General features: G+C 71.9%; 18 protein-coding genes and 1 pseudogene. 8 read left to right on the plus strand and 11 right to left on the minus strand.

Translation table 11 applies throughout. The features are described 5' to 3' along the window. Positions 1-56 precede the first annotated feature (56 nt). Both OG524_RS35115 and OG524_RS35120 read right to left on the minus strand, forming a co-directional pair. On the minus strand, positions 57-1,643 hold the full coding sequence (locus OG524_RS35115; RefSeq protein ID WP_405812370.1) for a PfaD family polyunsaturated fatty acid/polyketide biosynthesis protein: 1,587 nt from the start codon (positions 1,641-1,643) through the stop codon (positions 57-59). A 64-nt stretch (positions 1,644-1,707) separates the two neighbouring features. Next, positions 1,708-2,871, minus strand: a complete 1,164-nt coding sequence (locus OG524_RS35120) for an SDR family oxidoreductase (RefSeq protein ID WP_405386107.1) — start codon at positions 2,869-2,871, stop codon at positions 1,708-1,710. Between the two features lie 595 nt (positions 2,872-3,466). Here OG524_RS35120 and OG524_RS35125 point away from each other — a divergent pair. Both OG524_RS35125 and OG524_RS35130 read left to right on the plus strand, forming a co-directional pair. After that, the gene (locus OG524_RS35125; protein WP_405812371.1) at positions 3,467-4,768 is read left to right on the plus strand and encodes a wax ester/triacylglycerol synthase domain-containing protein; all 1,302 of its coding nucleotides are present in this window, start codon (positions 3,467-3,469) and stop codon (positions 4,766-4,768) included. Positions 4,769-4,857: 89 nt separating this feature from the next. Then, on the plus strand, positions 4,858-4,986 hold the full coding sequence (locus OG524_RS35130) for a hypothetical protein (protein ID WP_405386104.1): 129 nt from the start codon (positions 4,858-4,860) through the stop codon (positions 4,984-4,986). 46 nt (positions 4,987-5,032) lie between these two features. On the opposite strand, the gene OG524_RS35135 is transcribed toward OG524_RS35130, so the two are convergent. Continuing rightward, a complete protein-coding gene (locus OG524_RS35135; protein WP_405812372.1) occupies positions 5,033-5,407 on the minus strand; it encodes a MerR family transcriptional regulator in 375 nt (124 codons plus the stop codon). 114 nt (positions 5,408-5,521) lie between these two features. Between OG524_RS35135 and OG524_RS35140 the strand changes: the two genes are divergently transcribed. Together OG524_RS35140 and OG524_RS35145 are read left to right on the plus strand one after the other, a co-directional pair. Then, the gene (locus OG524_RS35140; RefSeq protein ID WP_405386100.1) at positions 5,522-6,595 is read left to right on the plus strand and encodes an alkene reductase; all 1,074 of its coding nucleotides are present in this window, start codon (positions 5,522-5,524) and stop codon (positions 6,593-6,595) included. A gap of 159 nt (positions 6,596-6,754) precedes the next feature. Then, entirely contained in the window at positions 6,755-7,789 is a 1,035-nt protein-coding gene (locus OG524_RS35145) for an MsnO8 family LLM class oxidoreductase (RefSeq protein WP_405386099.1), read from the plus strand. A 69-nt stretch (positions 7,790-7,858) separates the two neighbouring features. Here OG524_RS35145 and OG524_RS35150 read toward each other — a convergent pair whose 3' ends face one another. The 3 genes from OG524_RS35150 to OG524_RS35160 form a co-directional block, all read right to left on the minus strand. Further along, entirely contained in the window at positions 7,859-8,050 is a 192-nt protein-coding gene (locus tag OG524_RS35150; protein WP_405386097.1) for a DUF6381 family protein, read from the minus strand. Between the two features lie 127 nt (positions 8,051-8,177). Then, a complete protein-coding gene (locus OG524_RS35155) occupies positions 8,178-8,798 on the minus strand; it encodes an L-threonylcarbamoyladenylate synthase (RefSeq protein ID WP_405386095.1) in 621 nt (206 codons plus the stop codon). A gap of 674 nt (positions 8,799-9,472) precedes the next feature. Continuing rightward, positions 9,473-10,834 carry an FAD-dependent oxidoreductase gene (locus tag OG524_RS35160; protein ID WP_405386093.1) on the minus strand — a complete coding sequence of 454 codons (1,362 nt, stop codon included), beginning with the start codon at positions 10,832-10,834 and terminating at the stop codon, positions 9,473-9,475. Positions 10,835-11,177: 343 nt separating this feature from the next. Here OG524_RS35160 and OG524_RS35165 point away from each other — a divergent pair, with 343 nt between their 5' ends. Next, positions 11,178-11,621: a nitroreductase family deazaflavin-dependent oxidoreductase gene (locus OG524_RS35165; RefSeq protein WP_405386091.1), complete on the plus strand. Its 444-nt coding sequence runs from the start codon at positions 11,178-11,180 to the stop codon at positions 11,619-11,621. 60 nt (positions 11,622-11,681) lie between these two features. On the opposite strand, the gene OG524_RS35170 is transcribed toward OG524_RS35165, so the two are convergent. The 3 genes from OG524_RS35170 to OG524_RS35180 all read right to left on the minus strand — a co-directional run bounded on the left by OG524_RS35170 (position 11,682) and on the right by OG524_RS35180 (position 14,856). After that, positions 11,682-12,611, minus strand: a complete 930-nt coding sequence (locus tag OG524_RS35170) for a PmoA family protein (protein WP_405812373.1) — start codon at positions 12,609-12,611, stop codon at positions 11,682-11,684. Next, positions 12,608-13,771 carry a Gfo/Idh/MocA family protein gene (locus OG524_RS35175; protein ID WP_405812374.1) on the minus strand — a complete coding sequence of 388 codons (1,164 nt, stop codon included), beginning with the start codon at positions 13,769-13,771 and terminating at the stop codon, positions 12,608-12,610. Before OG524_RS35175 ends, OG524_RS35170 begins: the two co-directional genes overlap by 4 nt. Positions 13,772-13,881: 110 nt before the next feature. Further along, a complete protein-coding gene (locus OG524_RS35180; RefSeq protein ID WP_405386086.1) occupies positions 13,882-14,856 on the minus strand; it encodes an acetylxylan esterase in 975 nt (324 codons plus the stop codon). 124 nt (positions 14,857-14,980) lie between these two features. On the opposite strand from OG524_RS35180, the pseudogene OG524_RS35185 reads away from it, so the two are divergent. Next, a pseudogene (locus OG524_RS35185) lies at positions 14,981-15,258 on the plus strand (DUF2087 domain-containing protein). Positions 15,259-15,377: 119 nt separating this feature from the next. After that, positions 15,378-15,599: a hypothetical protein gene (locus tag OG524_RS35190; protein WP_405386082.1), complete on the plus strand. Its 222-nt coding sequence runs from the start codon at positions 15,378-15,380 to the stop codon at positions 15,597-15,599. Positions 15,600-15,776: 177 nt separating this feature from the next. Here the strand turns inward: OG524_RS35190 and OG524_RS35195 are convergent, their stop codons facing one another. Beyond that, entirely contained in the window at positions 15,777-16,601 is an 825-nt protein-coding gene (locus tag OG524_RS35195; RefSeq protein WP_405386081.1) for an aldo/keto reductase, read from the minus strand. Positions 16,602-17,005: 404 nt separating this feature from the next. Between OG524_RS35195 and OG524_RS35200 the strand changes: the two genes are divergently transcribed. After that, on the plus strand, positions 17,006-18,307 hold the full coding sequence (locus tag OG524_RS35200; protein WP_405812375.1) for an alpha/beta fold hydrolase: 1,302 nt from the start codon (positions 17,006-17,008) through the stop codon (positions 18,305-18,307). Positions 18,308-18,329: 22 nt separating this feature from the next. Here the strand turns inward: OG524_RS35200 and OG524_RS35205 are convergent, their stop codons facing one another. After that, positions 18,330-18,902, minus strand: coding sequence for a rhodanese-like domain-containing protein (locus OG524_RS35205; protein ID WP_405812376.1), 573 nt, complete (start codon positions 18,900-18,902; stop codon positions 18,330-18,332). Positions 18,903-18,988 lie beyond the last annotated feature (86 nt).

Consider the following 18,988-nt stretch of genomic DNA (forward strand, 5'->3'; position numbering starts at 1 on the left):
GGGCTCTCCTTGTGGTCGAACGGCTGCTGCCGACGCCTCCTGGGCGCCGGTCCCGGTCATGCGAGCCTGCGCGGCGCGTAGGCGAAGGCGGAAGCCGGCAGGGGAACGCCGTAGGTGCGCAGCTGATGGGCGCGGGTCAGCACGGCGGCGCCTTCGAGGAGGTTGAGCGCGATCTGCACGACCGACCGGTTCGCCGCCCCGGCGAGGAAGGTGCCAGCCGTCCACCGGTTGAACGCGCCCATCGCCGGGCCGCACCAGATCTGGAAGTCCGTGCGCCGGGCCGACTCCCCGGTGATCGCCCACCGGCTGGAGTTCCCGAGGTACCAGCGGAAGACCAGCGCCATACGGTGTCTGGGGTCGGCCTCCGCGCGCACGATCTCCGACGGGTCCCGCTGCTGCCAGAACTCCCGGGTGCGCTGCCAGATGTCGTCGAACGGGGCGCGCAGGACGTCCTGTTCGATCCTGGCGCGCAACGGCCCGGGGATCTCCTCCAGCGAGGAGTGGCTCTGGTAGGCGGCGTGGAGCCGGGCGGCCCGCCGGGCGAACATCGTGCCCCGGGCGAGCACCTGCAGGGTGACGCCCAGCTCGAACATGTCGGCCGCCGGAGCCATGGTCACATCGGCGATGTCGGCGTCGGAGAGCATTTCCTTGGCCTCGTCGGACAGGCCCGCCTCGGTGGCGGTCTGGTTCACCGACCCCGTGACCACGTATGCCGCCCCGAGCGCGAACGCGGCGGCCACCGCGCTCGGCGTGCCCAGACCGCCCGCCGCGCCGATCCTGACCGGCCGGGAGTAGCCGAACCTCCGGGTGAGTTCGTCCCGCAGGAGGACGATCCGGGGCAGCAGCGCGGCGAGCGGGCGGTTGTCGGTGTGTCCGCCGCTGTCGGCCTCCACGGTGATGTCCTCGGCCACCGGGACCCGCGCGGCCAGGTCGGCCTCCTGTGCCGTCAGCGCGCCCTGTTCGACGAGTCGGCGCAGCAGGTCCGAAGGCGCGGGCGACAGGAACCTCTCGGCCACCTCCGGGCGGGAGACCTTGGCGAGCAGCCGGGTGCCCCGGACGATCCGTCCGCCGACGTCCCGGTGCAGCCCCCGGGCCGCGCACAGGACGACGGCCGGGGTCAGCTCCATGAACGCCGAGACCGAGATCCTCGGGACGGCGTGCCGCAGCAGCAGCTCGGCGACCCGGAACTCCAGCGCGGGTTCGGCCGGTGAATGGATGAGGTTGACCCCCCAGTTCGGGCGGTCGGCCAGTTCCCCGGCCAGCACGCGCACGGCCCGCTCGACGTCGTCGTACCCGAGGCCGCCCGCGCCGAAGAACCCGAGCATCTCCGCCCGTGCCATCGCGGTCACCATCCGGGTGGTGGAGATGCCGTTCGCCATCTCGCCCGCCACGTAAGGGAAGCGGACGCCGTGCGCCTCGCAGAACGCGCGTCCGCCGAGCCACTCGGGATACAGCGGGGGCAGCGTCCCGAGCGGCGTCGCGCCGGTGGGCGGGGTACCGACGGCCAGACCCAGGTCACGGCCGGTCGGCCCGGTGACGATGTGCACCTGTTCCCGGATGCGCCGGGCACAGGCGGTGATCCCGTCGGGGGAGAAGACCGGCGGGTGGCTTACGCCGGGGTCGGAACCGGTGAGGACGGACAAGAGCGGACTCCAGCGGAGAAGGGCGTCTGCGGGACGGGACAGGCTTACCGGGGCGCGGACATGGTCACGGGTGTGCGATGGCCGGCGGGGTGCGGGACGGGACGGCGCCCGTGCGTGCCGGTCGGCCCGCCGCCGGCTGCCTCGGGCCCAGCCCGGACCACAGGTAGTCCAGGTCCACCCGGCGCTCGGCCGCCGACGACCCGAACAGGGTCCTGACACGGGTGTCGTCGAAGCGGCGACGGTGACTCAGATAGGCCGTGAAGCCCGGGTAGAAGTCCAGCAGGGACTCCAGCGGGGACGCGTCGTCGGGCTTGCCGGCCACCACGTCGAAAGTCAGGGGAGCGAGGCGTTCCAGGAGCGCCACGACGGTCGAGACCGGGACGTCGTGGCAGTGGACGACGTTGTACGTGTCGATCCCTCCGGAGGGCGGCCGATCGGCCAGCCGCACCATGACGGCGGCCGCGTCCTCCACCGGCAGCAGGTTGAGGTGGCCGTGCGGATGCCCGACCAGCCGCATCACCGGACGGCGCGGGGCCGGGAGTCCGGTGCCGTCGACCGTGATCAGCGAGTCCCGCAGGATCTTCTCGACGACCTGGAGGGGGTGCGGGGGCAGATCGGGGTGCGGCGGCAGGTCCGTGACCAGGATGCTCGGACGCAGCACGACGACAGGACGGCCGTGCGCCCGCGACCAGGCGTGGATCAGCACCTCCGCCTCGTACTTGGAGCGCTCGTAGGCGTTCTCGAAGCCGTGCGAGTCGTCCAGCTCGTCCTCGTACGCCACCCCTTCGCGCCGTGCCCCGGCCACGAAGGCGGTGCTCACGTGGTGGACCACGGGCTTCCTGCCTCCGGCGGCGGCCAGTTCGAGCACGTGCCGTGTGCCGTCGACGTTGACCCGGCGCAGCGGTGCGAGGCCGTCCTCCAGATTGATGCTGCCCGCGCTGTGCCAGATCGCGTCGAGACCGTCGGCCAGCTCCTGGAAACCGGACGGGGACAGTCCCAGCCGTGGTCGTTCCAGATCGGTCTCCACGATCCGTAGCCTGCCGGGCAGCTCCGCGAGCAGCGTGTCCGGAGCCCCGGACAGCTCCAGGAACCGGGTGATGCGCGTCAGGGCGTCACCGGACCGCGCATGGGCCAGGACCGTCAACGACCCCTGGGAGCAGAGCAGATGACGCAGGAGACGGAGGCCGAGAAACCCGGTGGCGCCGGTGAGGGCGACGTGCACGACCATGACTCCAAGGGCTTCGAGAGGGATGCGACCGCACACGCTGATCCGGGGCGGCCTGCTGCCGTCACCGGTGGGAGCGGGGCACGGCCCGTCGCTCCGCCGGTGCGATCCGGCACCGGCGGCTACCGGTGCATGAGGAACAGTGACCGATAGTGAGGGAACGGTGGAGTGATCGTCCAGCCGGCTCACCTGAAAGGAGTAACGGCCCCCGGGCCCGGGGCGGGAGGGACGGGCGGCACATGTGGTGCCCTGGCCGGAGCCACAGTTCGGGGGCGCGGGCACGAGGGGAGGCCCCGACCGCTTCCCGTCGCCCGTGCCCGTCATCATTCCGGGTGATCTTGCGGACGGCGTACGGGAACCGGTTCCGGCGGCACGGTGCCGCGACCGGCAGGCGGGACATGGCACGACCGTCCGCGCGAAGCGACGGGCCCGGTGTCCGGTGCGCGCCGGGTGGGGTTCCGGGGATTTTGTACCCCGGTATAAACCGAGGCGATACGAGCCGTCGCGGTGGACGGGACGCGCTGACGGGCCGGCTTCCCGGCCGGGCCGGCCCCGGCAGGTCCTCCCGGCCGTCCGCCGGTGCGAACTGGAGCCCTCAATGACCGTGTCCGTCCCGTCCGTTCCGAGTGCATGCCACCGCACTCACTCCATCGACCGCGCGTTCCTCAGCCTGGAACGGACGCATCCCGACGTCCGCTGGGACACCGGGGGTGTCGCGTATCTGAGCGGCCGGCCACCGGAGTTCGCGGACTTCCGCGCGTACGTCGGTATGCGCATGGACCGACTACCCATGTTCGCCAGCCGGGTGGACGGCAGGACGCGACGCTCCACGTGGCGACCCGACGCGGACCACTCCATCGACCGCCATGTCCACGAAACGGTCGCGGACGGCCCGGGCGGATGGGAGTCCGCCATGGACACGGCCCTCAACGCGCCGTTCACGCCGGGCACACGCTGGGGGATCTGGCTCGTCCACGGCCACACCCCCGACGCGTACGCCGTGTGCTACCGGTTCGACCACGCCTGCCAGGACGGTTCCGCCGCGGCGCTCGCCTTCCGTTCCCTGCTCGGCGGAGGGGAGCCGTCCGCCCGTCCCGTGCCCCGGGCGGGCCGACGTGCCGAACTTCCGGGGAGGGTGGGCAGGGCGCTCGGCCTGGCGGTGAGGTTCGGGTACGACGCGTTCGCCGTCCGCGCCCGCGCGTCGGCCGCGCCCTTCGTGCCGGTCGGCGACCGACAACTGCTGCGGGGCCGCGTACCACTGGCGACCCTCCGGCGGGTCGGTACGGCGCACGGCGGATCGGCCCACGACGTCCATCTCGCCGCGCTCTCGGGGATGTTGGCGGCCTGGTCGGCCGAGTCCGGCATTCCGCTGCCGCGGGTGTCGGCGCTGCTTCCCGTCGACGGACGCCGCCACGACGAGGAACAGACGTGGGGCAACCGCTGCTTCGCCATGCCCATGGAACTGCCCGTGCATCCCGTCGGCCCCGGGGACACCCCGGGCGACGGCTCACCCCTGCGGCGCCTGGAACGGGTCAGGGCGGCGACCGTGAAGCTGCGGAGCGAGCGGTGGCGGCAGGCGATCCAGGACATGGTCCGATTCATGCCCGACGCTCCGACCGAGTGGTACATGCGCAGGGTGATCTCGCCGCGCGTCACCAACATCATGGCCACGTCCATGCCACTGGCCGAGGAGGGCAGCCTGGGTGCCACCCAGGTGACGGGCTCAGCCCTGCTTCCCCTGCTCCTCCCCGGTCACTTCTTCGCGGTCGGCCTGTCGTTCTTCGGGACCTGGGCCGAGGTCTCGTTCCTCACCGACCGAGCCCTTCCCCTCGCGGATCGGCTGCCGGCCCTGTGGGAAGAGGCGGTGGACGCCTTGGCCGGGGCCCACGCGCCGGAGTGAGCCCCGAACGGCCCACGACCCTCGACCCACGGAGCATGACCCGCGGCTCACGACCCTCCGTAACGACCCGTTCCCGACGGAGCAGCACGATGGAAGTCAGAGATGTGCACCATTCCTACCGGCGCCACAGCGTGCTGCGCGGTGTCGACCTGGATCTGGACGCCCGCACGGCGGATCCCGGCAACCTCTCGCAGCGGATCCAGCCCACCCGACCGTGATCGGCACACCCCGTCCGACGGCCGGGGCATGCTGTCGTACGGGCCGTCAGCCGGTCACGGCCGTCAACCTCTCGCGATGCGCGCGAGCCGTGGCCACCAGGCGGTCGAGCGCCTCCCTGGTCTCCACGAGGTCGGCGATGTGCCGGGAGAGCCGGTCGCGCTCCTGCGCCATCCGCTCCAACGCCGCGTCGGAGTTCTCCTCGCTGGGCTTGTCGACGCAGGGCAGCAGTTCCCAGACGGTGCGGCTGGACAGGCCTGCGGCGTACAGCCGTTGGATGAGTGCGACCCGCTCGACCGACTCGCCCGTGTAGTGTCGCTGCCCGCTGGGACTGCGGGTGCTGCTGAGCAGACCCTGCTCCTCGTAGTAGCGCACGGAGCGGATGCTGACTCCGGCCCGTGACGCGAGCTCCCCGATCCGCACGGAATCCTCCTGGGTGTGTCCTGCGCCACAGGGCTTGCCTCTGACATCAGTGTGAGGTTTTAGCGTACTGCTGTGCCCGGATCCGGGCACGGTGATCCGCGAAGGAGTCCTTACGTGACAAGCCTCTTCACCAGCCACCGGCTCGGCGGCCTGACCCTGCCCAACCGGGTGGTCATGGCCCCGATGAGCCGGATCCGGGCCGCCGCCGACGGTCTGGCGACGCCCTCGATGGCGGCCTACTACGCCCAGCGGGCCACGGCCGGACTGATCGTCAGCGAGGGGGTGCAGCCGAGCCTGATCGGACAGTCCAGCCCCGGCACACCGGGCCTGCACACCGACGAGCAGGTCGCCTCGTGGCAGCCCGTGACCGCGGCCGTCCACGCCAACGGCGGCCGGATCTTCGCCCAGATCATGCACGGCGGCCGGGTGTCGCACCCCGACACCACCGGCGTGCAGCCGATCGGCCCCTCGGCCGTGGCCGCCGTCGGCGACGTGTTCACCCCCACGGGACCGCAGCCCGCCCCCGTACCGCGCGCCCTGGAGACCGCCGAAGTGGCCGAGCACGCACAGTCGTACGCCCGGGCCGCCCGCCGAGCCGTCGACGCGGGCTTCGACGGGGTGGAACTGCACGGTGCCAACGGCTATCTGATCGCGCAGTTCCTCGCCTCCAACGCCAACCTGCGCACGGACCGTTACGGCGGCCCGGTCGCGAACCGGATCCGGTTCGCCGTCGAGGCGGTCGCCGCGACGGTCGAAGCCGTCGGCGGGGCCAGGACCGGCATCCGGCTCTCGCCGGCCGCCACGTTCTGGGGGGTCCGGGAGACGGACGTCCGCGAGCTCTACACCGAGCTGCTCACCGAGTTGGCCCGCCTCGAAGTGGCGTACGTGCACCTCGAAGCGACCGTGGACGAGGAGACCCTGGTCGCCCTGCGCCGGGCATGGCCGGGAACCCTCGTCATGAACCCCGTACAGCCGATGGGCCCGAAGCAGACCGGCCGGGACGACGCCGACCACTGGCTCGGGCTGGGTGCCGACCTGATCAGCTTCGGCCGCGCTTTCATCGCCAACCCCGACCTGGTCGAGCGACTGCGCAGGTCCCTTCCGATAGCGCCCGCCGACGAGGCCACCTACTACCAGGGCGGTGATGCGGGCTACCTGACGTACTCGTCGCACCAGCACGCGGCCTGAGGCCGAACCGGGGGCGAGCGGGGGAGCGCCGGGTACGGGGGGGCGGGCGCGTGCCCGGCCCGGCGTACCCGCGCCGGGCCCGCAGCCCGCCGCCCGCACCGTTCACCGGAACGCACGGCGGTCCCGGGAATCACAGCGGCCCCGGGACGTTGAACAGGCGTGAGCTCTGCCATCGCATCGACCCGGTTCTCCTTCCTCGACCGCTCCCGCACCAGGGAGGGACACGACGGTCCGCAGGCGCTGCGGGACACCGTCGGGCTGGCCGGTACGGCCGAGGCGCTCGGTTATCACCGCTTCTGGGTGTCCGAGCACCACAGCGTGCCCGGTGTCGCGGGATCGGCGCCGACCGTCCTCGCGGCGGCCGTCGCCGCGGCGACCTCCACGATCCGCGTCGGGACGGGCGGGGTGATGCTCCCCAATCACCAGCCGTTCGTCGTCGCCGAACAGTTCGGTGTGCTCGCCTCCCTGTTCCCCGGCCGGATCGACATGGGGCTGGGACGCTCGGTCGGCTTCACCGACGGGATCCGCAGGGCGCTGGGCCGCGACAGGGAGGACGCCGACGCCTTCGCCGCGCAGCTCTCTGAACTCCTCGGCTGGCTCGACGGCACCCAGCAGGCCCATCCCCAGGTGCACGCGAGGCCCGCGGAGGGGCTGCCCATACCGCCGTACGTCCTCGCGACCGGTGAAGGTGCCGTCATCGCGGCGGCGGCCGGACTGCCGCTGGTCGTCGGTGATCTACGCGGGCGCGAAAAGCTGGTCCGTGCCGTCGAGGGCTACCGCGGCGGATTCCGGCCCTCGGTCTGGGCCCGGGAGCCGTACGTGATCGTGGCGGGCACGGTCGCGGTCGCGGACACCGAGGAGGCCGCCCGACGGCTCCTGGTCCCCGAAGCCTGGTCCATGGCGCACGCGCGCAGCCACGGCAGCTTCCCGCCGCTGGCACCGGCCGAGCGGATCGAGGACCTGGCCATGACAGCCAAGGAGCGGGAGCTGTTCGAGCGCGGACTGCGCGGCCACCTCGCGGGCACCGAGGACAGGGTGGCCGACGAACTCGACAGGGTCGTCAAGGAGACCGGAGCGGACGAGGTGCTGGTCACCACGAGCACGTACGACCGGGAGGCACTGGTGGACTCCATGCAACGGCTCGCCCGGATCGCCGGCCTGCGACGGGCACCGGACGAGGCTGCTGTGGCCTGAGGGAGGCGGCGAGCTGACCCGAAGGGGCGCAGCCCCCCGCACGGACCGCCTCGGCCGGCGTCCGGCCCGCTACTCCATGGGGTAGATGTCCCCGCTCGCCATACCACTGACCTGCACACTCTCCGATTCCAGCCGGTGAGCCCGGTCCTTCAGGCGGCGGCGTTCCTCAGGATCGGTGGCCCGTTCGGCAGCCTTCTCGAGATCCTTCGCCTCGGCGCGCATCTGCCGTGCGCGACCGTGGACGTCCTCTGACTCGCTCATGATCACTCCTCGGAGCCGTACGGAGCGGACCCCTCCACCGAACCAGCCTCCGAGGCATGAGGCATCTCGGCGCGACCCTTCGAAACGCGGAGTGGGCACGCCGCGTACCGAGCGAGCGTGCCGCGTACTACTCGAACCGGGAGACGTCCCCCGCCCCGTGGCGCACGATCTCCAGCTCGCCGCTGGAGAAGTCGATGACCGTGGTCGGCTCGGTGCCGCAGTCGCCCGAGTCCAGCACGACGTCCACCACGTGGTCGAGGCGCTCCTTGATCTCCCAGCCCTGCGTCATCGGCTCCGCCTCGTCGGGCAGGAGCAGCGTGCTGGACAGCAACGGCTCGCCGAGCTCGGCGAGAAGCGCCTGGGTGACGGCATGATCGGGGATCCGGACACCGACGGTCTTCTTCTTCGGGTGCTGCAACTGCCGCGGCACCTCCCGCGTGGCCGGGAGGATGAAGGTGTAACTACCGGGCGTCGCCGCCTTGATGCTGCGGAACACGTCGTTGTCGACCTGCACGAACTGTCCCAGCTGTGCGAAGTTCTGGCACACCAGGGTGAAGTGGTGGCGGTCGTCGAGATTCCGGATCGACCGGATCCGCCCGATGCCGTCGCGGCTGCCCAACTGGCAGCCCAACGCGTAGCAGGAGTCCGTCGGGTACGCGACCAGCGCACCGGACCTGATGCTGTCGGCCACATTGCTGATGGTGCGGCGCTGAGGATTTTCGGGGTGTACATCGAAATACTTCGCCATTGGCCGAGTCTAAGGCTCCGGGCATACCCGCAGAACCCGCCGCCCCGGCCGGCTACAGCTCCGGCAGTCGGTCCGTCGGCGTCGGAGGGCGCCGCTCGTCGAGCCGGAACAGACAGACGCGGAGGTGCGCGGCCAGTCCACCGTCGAGGTACGCCGCGTAGTCGCGAGCGGCGGCGGCGGTGCCCCTGCCCCGACTTCTCGTCGTCGGCCTCCCACGCACCGCGCCGGTCCGCCAGATACCCCCGGATCCGGCCCCGGTCACGCCACCACGCCCCGTCCGGTCCCCGTGCGCCGGGATCGAGGGAGGTCGCACGTTCCCAGTCACTTCGCCGGCGCCGGGGAAGGCGAGCCGCTCCGGCCCGAAGAACGTGCCGGCGGAATCGAGTAACGCGAGAACGCGTCCGTGCCGTTCCAAGAGGTCCTCCCGCTGCCAGGTCCTGTCCCCGCCCACCCCGCCCCCGGGCAGCCGCTGCCGCACGACCCGAGGAGCCGGGCGGGGGCTCCAGGACGCCCGCCCCGACCGGCGGCCGGAACCGGGGGTGCCGGTGGCGGTCCCGGAGGTACGGGGCGGAGCGGGCGGGACAGGAACTGACCGGGGGAAGGGCCAGGACAGCGCGACGCCCCCGGAACCCTCGTCGGTCGGAAAGGGCTCCGGGGGCGCTCACGGCCTGCGGTCAGGCGCCGGACGCCTCCAGCATGGCCGCACGGTCGACGACCTTGATCCGCTCCCGGCCCTGCTCCGCCCCGAGCGCCTGCTCGTGGGCGTCCAGGCGGTGCCAGCCCTCACGGGTGGTGTACCGGACTCCGCGCTGCTCCAGGAAGTCGACGACGGCATCCGGACCGGGCTGCGCGGGCTCGGGCAGCCGTCCTGCGGCATGGTCCTCCAGCAGGCAGGCCACCGTCTCGTTGGCGTCACCCTTGGTGTGGCCGATCAGGCCGATCGGACCGCGCTTGATCCAGCCGGTGACGTACACCGACTCCATCGGCTCCCCACCGGTCAGGACACGGCCGGCGGCGTGCGGGACCGTGCCGGAGGCCACGTCGAAGGGGAGCTTCGGAAGCTCCTCCGAGTAGTAGCCGACCGCCCGGTAGACGCTCTGCACGTCCCAGTCCGTGAAACGGCCCGTGCCCTTGACGTTGCCCGTGCCGTCCAGCTCGGTCCGCTCGGTGCGCAGACCGGCGACGCGGCCGTCCTCGCCGACGACCTCGACCGGGGACTCGAAGAAGTGCAGGAAGAGCTTGTGCGGGCGCTCGCCCACGTCCCGGATCGCCCAGTTCTCCAGCGTGGAGGCGACCATGTTGGCCTGCTTGTTCTCCCGCCGGGTCGCGATCGAGCCGTCGTCGTAGTCGATGTCCTCGGGGTTGACGATGACCTCGATGTTCGGCGAGTGGTCGAGCTCGCGCAGCTCCATCGGGCTGAACTTGGCCTGGGCCGGACCGCGCCGCCCGAAGACGTGCACCTCGAGCGCCTTGTTCGCCTTGATGCCGTCGTACACGTTCGCCGGGATCTCGGTCGGGAGCAGCTCGTCCGCCGTCTTGGCCAGGATGCGCGCCACGTCCAGGGCCACGTTGCCCACGCCGAGCACGGCGACCTTCTCGGCCTCCAGGGGCCAGGTGCGCGGCACCTCGGGGTGGCCGTCGTACCAGGCGACGAAGTCGGCCGCGCCGTAGGAACCGTCGAGCTCGATGCCCGGTATGTCGAGGGCGCGGTCGGCGTCGGCGCCGGTGGAGAAGATCACGGCGTCGTAGAAGGACCGCAGGTCGTCCAGGCCGATGTCGTTCGGGTAGTCGACGTTGCCGAACAGCCGCAGCTGCGGCTTGTCCAGGACCTGGTGCAGCGCCTTGACGATGCCCTTGATGCGCGGGTGGTCCGGGGCCACCCCGTACCGGATCAGGCCGAAGGGCGCGGGCATGCGCTCGAACAGGTCGATCGATACACCCGGGTCCTGTGCGACCTCGGATTTGAGCAGCGCGTCCGCTGCGTAGATTCCGGCGGGACCGGCTCCGACGATGGCGACGCGGACGGGGCGTGTCATGGAGGTTGTTCCTTTGGGCGGACGAGCACGGGCAGAGTGCAGCGGAGTAAGGCTTGGCTTACTCCGCTGCCCCCACGGTATGCCCTGCGCCGGAGTGTCCCTGGAGCGGGGCGAGTGCATATTCCGGAAATATTGGGACGTAATTACCTGAAGAGGTCCGGTTTCTGTGAGCAGGGACCGCCCCGAGCGGCTCATCGCCTCCCGGATGGTGAGACGGGGCGGCCGGAGAGCATCACACGCACGAGCCGCGGGCCGCCGGCCCGACGGTGTTCCTGCACACCCCCGGCCCCCGAGGGCGTCATGATGGACCCACGACGCAGGACTCCGACGAGAGGACAGTGGAATGCCGATCGAGGGCGAGTACGAGCCGAGCCCGACGACCTGGGTCCGTGAGCAGGTCGAGCTCATCGAGAGCTCCGGAGGCACCGAGGGGACCACGATGCGCGGAATGCCCGTCGTCCTCCTGACGACGCGCGGCGCCAAGAGCGGCAAGCTCCGCAAGACCCCCCTCATGCGGGTCGAGCACGACGGCGAGTACGCCGTGGTCGCCTCCCTCGGCGGCGCCCCCAAGCACCCCGTCTGGTACTACAACGTGCAGGCCGACCCCCACGTGGAACTGCGCGACGGCACCGTGCGCCAGGACATGACCGCCCGCGAGGTCACCGGCGAGGAGAAGGCCGCGTGGTGGGACCGCGCCGTCGAGGCGTTCCCCGACTACGCGGACTACCAGACCAAGACCGACCGTGAGATCCCCGTCTTCGTCCTCACCGCGTCCGGGGCGAAGTAGCCCGGACTGCCGTGCGCGCACCGCGGGCCCTGCCGGGGCCCGCGGTGCGCGAGGGGCCCCCTACCAGGGAAGCCCGGCGACCCGTGAGGCGATCCGCTCGCGGTCCCAGGCGCCGTCCGCGACCAGCACCCGGTAGCGGCGGGTCAGGGTCGCGCCGGGGGCCAGGACCAGCTCCTCGTGGAAGGCGAACGACGGGGCGACGGCCGCGAAGGGGGAGCTGCGGACGAACCAGTGCGCCGGGTGCGCGCCGCCCGCGCCGGTGTGGTCGTTCCCGGGGGAGTGGACGAAGACGAGCGTGGCGTGCCCGTCGGCCCCGTCGTGCTCCCCGCTGTACGCCAGCCAGGGCGCCTGCTGCCCCATCAGCCCCGGGCCCTCACCGCCCGGGGACAGGATCCGTCCGTCACGGAAGGCGCGCGGACCACGCCAGAACAGGCCCGTGTACCCCGCGCCCTCCCGGCCGTGCGTCGTCGGGCTGCCGAAGCGCAGCGGCTCCTCGCGCCGGTTGGTGATCGCGGACGACCAGGTCAGCGCCCAGCTCCCGCTCCCCGTGTCGATGTCGTGCACCTCGACGCCGCGCGTCTCGTCCGCCCAGAGCTCACCGCTGTGCGGATGCCAGGTCAGCCGCTCGGCCAGCCGGACCCGGTCCGCGCGCACCGACACCTCGTCGAACCCGGCGTGCGCCATGGAACCGACACGCTCCGGCAGGGCCAGATACCCCTCGCCGTGCACATAGCTGTTGCCGCCCCACAGATTCTGGCCCGACAGGTGCGAGGCGGTCATCTGCAGACCCTTGTGCCAGCGGTGGTCGTTGGGGCGGTAGTCGGTCACCACCCGGCCGGACAGCGTGCGCAAGGGGTGGATGTACGGCTTCGGCGCCTCCCAGGGGTCCTCGGCCCGGTACACGTACCGCAGCAGCTCGACGCCACTGCCCGCGACGGTCACCGCTATGTGGTGGCCGTGCCGATGGGTCAGCTCCAGGGAACAGGTCATGCCGTGGCCTCCACAGCCTTCGCCAGGGGCTCCGGCGCCCAGCCGGGAGCATCCCCGTGCAGCGCGGAGTAGTAAGGATCCCCGGGGCGGATCTCGCCCGCCCGCACGGTCGCCCCGGTGAAGGCCGCCTTGTAGAGAGCGGCCACCAGTTCGAGGCTCTTGCGGCCGTCGGCGCCGCTGCTGCGCGGCCGGCGTCCGGCCCTCAGATCGTCCAGCAGCCCGCGCAGCTGCGCCTCGTGCGAGCTGGGCACATCGGGCCCGAAGTCGCTCCAGGCGGCAGCCTGTTCGGAAGTGACGCCAGGCGCCGGAGTGATTCGCCAGTCGGCGTTGCGATGCCCGTACAGATGGGTCAGCTCGATCGTCGCGTGCTCACAGTCGATCCGGATCCGGCTGACCTCGTCCGGGCTGAGGACGCTGTTCACGACGGTCGCCATCGCGCCGTTCTCGAAACGGACGAGCGCGGTGGAGACGTCCTCCGTCTCGACGTCGTGCACCAGCCGCCCCGCCATCGCGCGGATCTCCGTCCACGGGCCGAGCAGATCCAGCAGCAGGTCCATCTGATGGATGCCGTGCCCCATCGACGGGCCGCCCCCCTCGCTGCCCCAACTACCCCGCCAGGGAACGGAGTAGTACGCCGTGTCCCGGTACCAGGTGGTCTGGCAGTGGGCCACCAGCGCCCGGCCCATCGCCTGCCCGGCCAGCAGCTCCCGGACATGCCGGGAGCCCGAGCCGAAGCGGTGCTGGAAGACGATCGCCGCGTACGGGCCGCCCTCCCCGGCCCCCTCGGCGGCCTCGATCGCGTCGAAGTCCTCCAGCGACGGGCAGGGCGGCTTCTCGCACCACACCCACGCCCCGGCGCGCAGCGCGGCCACGGTCTGGTCGCGGTGGAACCGGGGCGGCGTGCCGATGACGACCAGGTCGGGCCGCTGCTCCGCGAGCATCCGGTCGAGGTCCGTGTACGCGCGGGCGATGCCCGCATCCGCGCAGAACGTCTCGACCGTGTCCACGTCGACATCGACCGCCGCGACGATCTCCAGCGGCTGCTCGGCGGCGAGCGCGGTCAGCGCGGACAGATGACTGCCTCGCGCGATCGCACCCGTGCCGACGATCGCGACCCGTACCGGCCCTCGGTGGGAACCATGGCTGGGCGTGACAAACACCCCCTGATATGGAGAGATGGCCGCCTACCGGACAGCAAGCGCTTTCTTTCTCCGGGAAACCTAGGCTCCCTGCGTGAGCCGGGTCAAGGGGTCCGGGCCGTTCCCGGAGGTCAGGCCTTCAGCAGTCGCGGCAGCCGGGCGAGCTTCACCGCCTCCTGGAACGGGCCGCCGCCCTCGTGGTCGTTGAAGTCGTACACCTCGATCTCCTTGTCCGGGTGTGCGTACGCGTTGAACGCGGCGAAGACCGTGGACGGCGGGCAGGTCAGATCCTCCAGCGCCACCGAGAACAGCGCGGGTGCCCGCCCGCGCGCCGCGAAGTGCACGCCGTCGAAGTACGCCAGCGTCTCGGCGACCTGCTCGGCGCGGCCCCGGTGCGTCTTGAGGTAGTTGGCGATCTCGCGGTACGGGTTCCGGTCGGTGACGCGGATCGCCCGGGGGAAGTCGCAGAGGAACGGCACGTCGGGTGCCACGGCCGCCAGGTCGGGTATCAGCCCGCCGACCGCGAGCGCGAGGCCGCCGCCCTGGCTGGCACCGATCGCGGCGGTACGGCTCGCATCGGTCAGCGGGTGCGAGCGTGCCGCCTCCACCGCGCGCACCCCGTCCGTGATCAACCGCCGGTAGTAGTACGTGTCCGGGTCCTCGATGCCGCGCGTCATGAATCCGTTGAACGACGGACCGCTGCCCACCGGATCCGCCGTGTCGCCCGGCGCCCACCCACTGCCCTGGCCACGGGTGTCCATGACGAAGTGGGCCAGACCGGCGGACGCCCAGAGCAGATACGAGTGCGGCAGGCCGCGCCCGCCGCCGTATCCGAGGAACTCCACGACCACCGGCAACGGTTCCGTGGTGCCCGCGGGCAGGACGAGCCAGCCCTTGACCGGATGGCCGCCGAAGCCGGAGAACGTCACGTCGTACACGTCCACCGTGGACAGACCGGTGTCGGTGCACCGCTCGAAACGGGCGTCCAGGTCATGGGTTCCGGCCTCGTCGAGCGTGGCCGACCAGAACGCGTCGAAGTCCTCGGGCTCCACCGACCGGCTGCTGTGGGCGCGCAGTTGATCGAGGGGCAGATCGAACAGGGACATGCGGGACCGCCTCGTGTCGCAGAGATGAATGGTCATACCGTACGACGGTCGGTGCGAGAATCCGATGGGGAGGGGCGGGAATAATCGCGTTGCCGGTCCGTCCGGCACCTGCGAGGCTGCCGGGATGTCCGACACCGATACCCGCAGCTCGCACCAGGTGACCGCACTCTTCTCGCGCGGGCGCCTGACGGCGATCCCCCGGAAGGTGGCCCGCCGCGAGCAGTTGCTGGAGCACCTCGCGCAGACGCTGTTCGAGCGCGACCGCGTCTACACCGAGCGCGAGGTGAACGAAGCCCTCCTCACCGTGCACGAGGGGACTGCTCGGCACTGCGCCGCTGTCTGGTGGTCGCCGGCCTGCTCGTACGCCCCAAGGACGGCAGCAGCTACCGGCGGGGGCGCTAGCCGTTGCCGTCCACGGAGAGGCGGCCCGGACGTGCGAACGCTTCGCGAGGCCGGCCGGTGACCGGCGAAGGGCGGTGGCTGCTCTGGCACGGTGCCCCGGGCGGAGGCACTGTGGAGTCATGACCCCGCCCGTGACCGTCCACCGCCTCGGAGCCGACGGTGGCCGCCGAGTCTCGGTACGTGGCTCCGCCGGCACGTCCCTTCTCGGCATCGCGTACGGCGATCGTGACGTCGTCGAGTTCCTCCGCCGTGCCGGACTCGACGACGGCGACCAACTGCTCGACGACCCGGCCTGGGTCCGGTGGCTCGGCGGGAGGCCTCATGAGTGGGCCGCCGCGTAGACGCCGTTCTCCCAGGTCAGGGCCTCTGGTCGTATGCCTGGTCATACGTCTGGCCGGCAAGCGCCGCGGAGTTCACGGGGCTCTGTCGGATCGCCGGGGCATGTGTGGGGGCGCGGATCGTGGCGGTCATGAGCAGTTCGCGGGATACCGGTGCCGCGGCGGACCGGGCGGCGGGCCTCAGTTGAGGGTGTCGGGGTCCGGGCCCGTGCGCATGCCGCGGTCGAGGCCCGCGATCGCGTCCATGTCGGCGTCCGGGAGCTCGAAGTCGAAGACGTCGATGTTCTGCCGGATGCGCGCGGGCGTGACCGACTTGGGGATCACGACGTTGCCGAGCTGGAGGTGCCAGCGCAGGACGACCTGGGCGGGCGACTTCCCGTGGCGCTCCGCGAGGGCGACCAGGACCTCGTCGTCCAGCAGCGCACCCTGGGCCAGAGGGCTCCAGGCCTCCGTGGCGATGCCGTGCTCGGCGTGCAGGGCCCGCAGCTCGTTCTGCTGGAGGCCGGGGTGCAACTCGATCTGGTTGACCGCCGGGACGAGGGAGCTCCCGTCCATGAGCCGGCGCAGATGGGCGGGCCGGAAGTTGGAGACTCCGGCCGCCCGGATCCGGCCGTCGGCCACCAGCTTCTCCAGCGCGCGCCACGTGTCGAGGTAGAGGTCACGTGCGGGGGTGGGCCAGTGGATCAGGTAGAGGTCCACGAAATCGAGGCCGAGCTTGGCGAGGCCGGTGTCGAAGGCCGCGAGGGTGGAGTCGTAGCCCTGGTCGGCGTTCCACAGCTTGGTGGTGACGAACAGCTCCTCGCGCGGGAGGCCGGAGTCCGCGAGCGCGCGGCCCACGCCCGCCTCGTTGCCGTACACGGCGGCCGTGTCGATGGAGCGGTAGCCCGCGTCCAGGGCGGAGGACACCGCCGCGGTGGTCTCGTCGTCGGGGACCTGGAAGACGCCGAAGCCGAGCTGCGGAATGGTGATGCCGTTGTTGAGCGTGACATTGGGGACCGAGGACATGGGGGTCCTTCCTGGTGTCGGGCCGTGCCGGGCTGCGTACGATGGTTACTGGCGTCGACAATAATTGCATGCGCGGACTAATGGCAAACGCTGGCAATCTGGAGTGGTTGTCAGGGGGCAGCCGCGCCACTGGCCCGCCCGGTGCCTCGGGGTGCCCGTGGACGGGCGCCCCGCCCGGCTCCGCCGCCCACCGTGCCACGGTCACCAGCCGTTCGCAGCGCGTCCGTAGCCACCCGGCCGTGCGGCCCGCAGCCGCCGGACACGAGAACGGCGCCCGCCGGACTTCCCGGGACCGCCCGGGCGCGCGCCGTGAGTCCGTCGCGGCGCGGGGTGCCCGGGCCGGAACCGCCGGGGGCAGGGGCATGTGCTGAACTGTCCGGGAAACACCGGATACAGGAGCACTCTTGAACAGCTATCGCCACCCCGGCCTCGTCCTCACCGATCACCGGTTCACGGTTCCGCTCGATCACGACGACCCGGGCGGCGAGAAGATCGAGATCTTCGGCCGGGAAGCCGTGGCGAGCGCGAACGCCGGCCAGCACCTGCCGTGGCTGGTCTATCTGGAGGGCGGCCCCGGCTTCGGCGCCCGTCGCTTCGTCGGCACGGAGGCCTGGCTGGGGCGGGCGGTGCGGGAGTTCCGCGTACTGCTCCTGGACCAGCGCGGCACCGGTCTGTCCACCCCGGCGAACCGTCAGACCCTGCCACTGCGCGGCGGCCCGCGTGAACAGGCCGACTACCTGGCCCATTTCCGGTCCGACAGCATCGTCCGCGACTGTGAGCTGATCCGCCCGCAGCTCACCGGCGGGGCACCCTGGACCGTCCTGGGACAGTCCTTCGGCGGTTTCTGCGCGGTCCGCTACCTGTCGTCCGCCCCGGAAGGGCTCGAAGCCGTCCTGATCACCGGCGGACTGCCCTCCCTCGACGCGCACGCCGACGACGTCTACCGGGCCGCGTACCCGCGGATCGAACAGAAGGTCGCCGCCCACTACGCCCGCTACCCGCAGGACGTCGACCGGGCACGCGCGATCGCCGCGTACCTCGCCGAGCACCGCCCGGAGAGCGGCGGCCACCGGCTGACGCCCGAGGGGTTCCAGTCCCTGGGCATCCTGCTAGGCGGCGGCAACGGCAGCCACCAGCTGCACCACCTCCTGGAGAACGCCTTCGTGGACGGCCCGCACGGGACCGAACTCTCCGACACCTTCCAGGAGGCCATGCGCACGGCCACCTCGTTCGCCGGCCACCCGCTGTACGCCCTCATGCACGAGGCGATCTACGGCCGGGGCACGCAGCCCACCGGCTGGTCCGCCGAACGCGTCCGCGCCGAGTTCCCGCAGTTCGACGCCATTGCCGCACTGGCGGGCGACGGGCCGCTGATCTTCACCGGCGAGAGCATCCACCCCTGGCACTTCGAGATCGACCCCGCGCTGCGCCCGCTGCGCGAGACGGCCGAGCTGCTCGCCGCCCGCACCGACTGGCCGGTCCTGTACGACACCGCCCGGCTCGCCGCCAACGAGGTGCCCGTGGCGGCGGCCGTCTACCACGACGACATGTACGTGGACGCCGGGCACGCGCTGAGCACCGCCGCCTCGATCCGCGGCCTGCGCACATGGGTGACCAGCGAGTACGAGCACGACGGGCTGCGCGCGAGCGGCCCCCGGGTGCTGGACCACCTGCTCGCGCTCGTCCGGGGGGAGAGCGACCGGTAGTCGGCTGCCCGCCCGGGGCGGGTCAGCGCTGCAGGGCCTCAAGCGTGGCGTCCAGGTCCGCCCCCGAGCGCGGCGCGCTGTTGTACGGGAGCTTCGACAGGGCCGCCGCCATGCCGCAGGTGTTGCTCACCGCGGAGTACACGAGACCGGCGCCGATACCCGCGGACAGCCAGCGCGCGGCGGGGAGGCGCCTGCCGGCCAGCAGGCCCGCCACGACCAGGGAGCCCGCGGCGAGCCGCACCTGGCGCTCCATGGGCCACGTGGCCCGGGCGCCCTCCGGACGGTCCAGGCCGTGTCCGTCGCCCTCCCAGGCGGAGGTCCCGCCGGTCAGGGTGGCGGCGTCGATGTCGGCATCGGCGAGGATCTCGCAGGCCCGGGTGGAGCGCACCCCGGAGGCGCAGACCACGAGCAGGGAGCCGCGGGCCGAGGCCGACTTCAGGGCCGGCACCGCTTCGGGGAGCCGGTCGAGCGGGACGTTCAGCGCGCCGGGCACATGCCCGGCCGCGTACTCGCCGGGAGCACGCACGTCGATGACGGTGAACTCCTCCAGACGGGCCGCGGCCTGGGCGGGGGAGAGGGAGGAGGAGCTGGTCACGAGCGGTTCCTTTCGTCGCCGGAGCGGGGGAGGGACGGAGTCCCGGGCACCCCACAGGTCAGAATACCCGCAGGGGTATTCCGCGC

The organism is Streptomyces sp. NBC_01520 (assembly GCF_045040375.1).
In the GTDB taxonomy this organism is placed as follows: Bacteria; Actinomycetota; Actinomycetes; order Streptomycetales; family Streptomycetaceae; genus Streptomyces.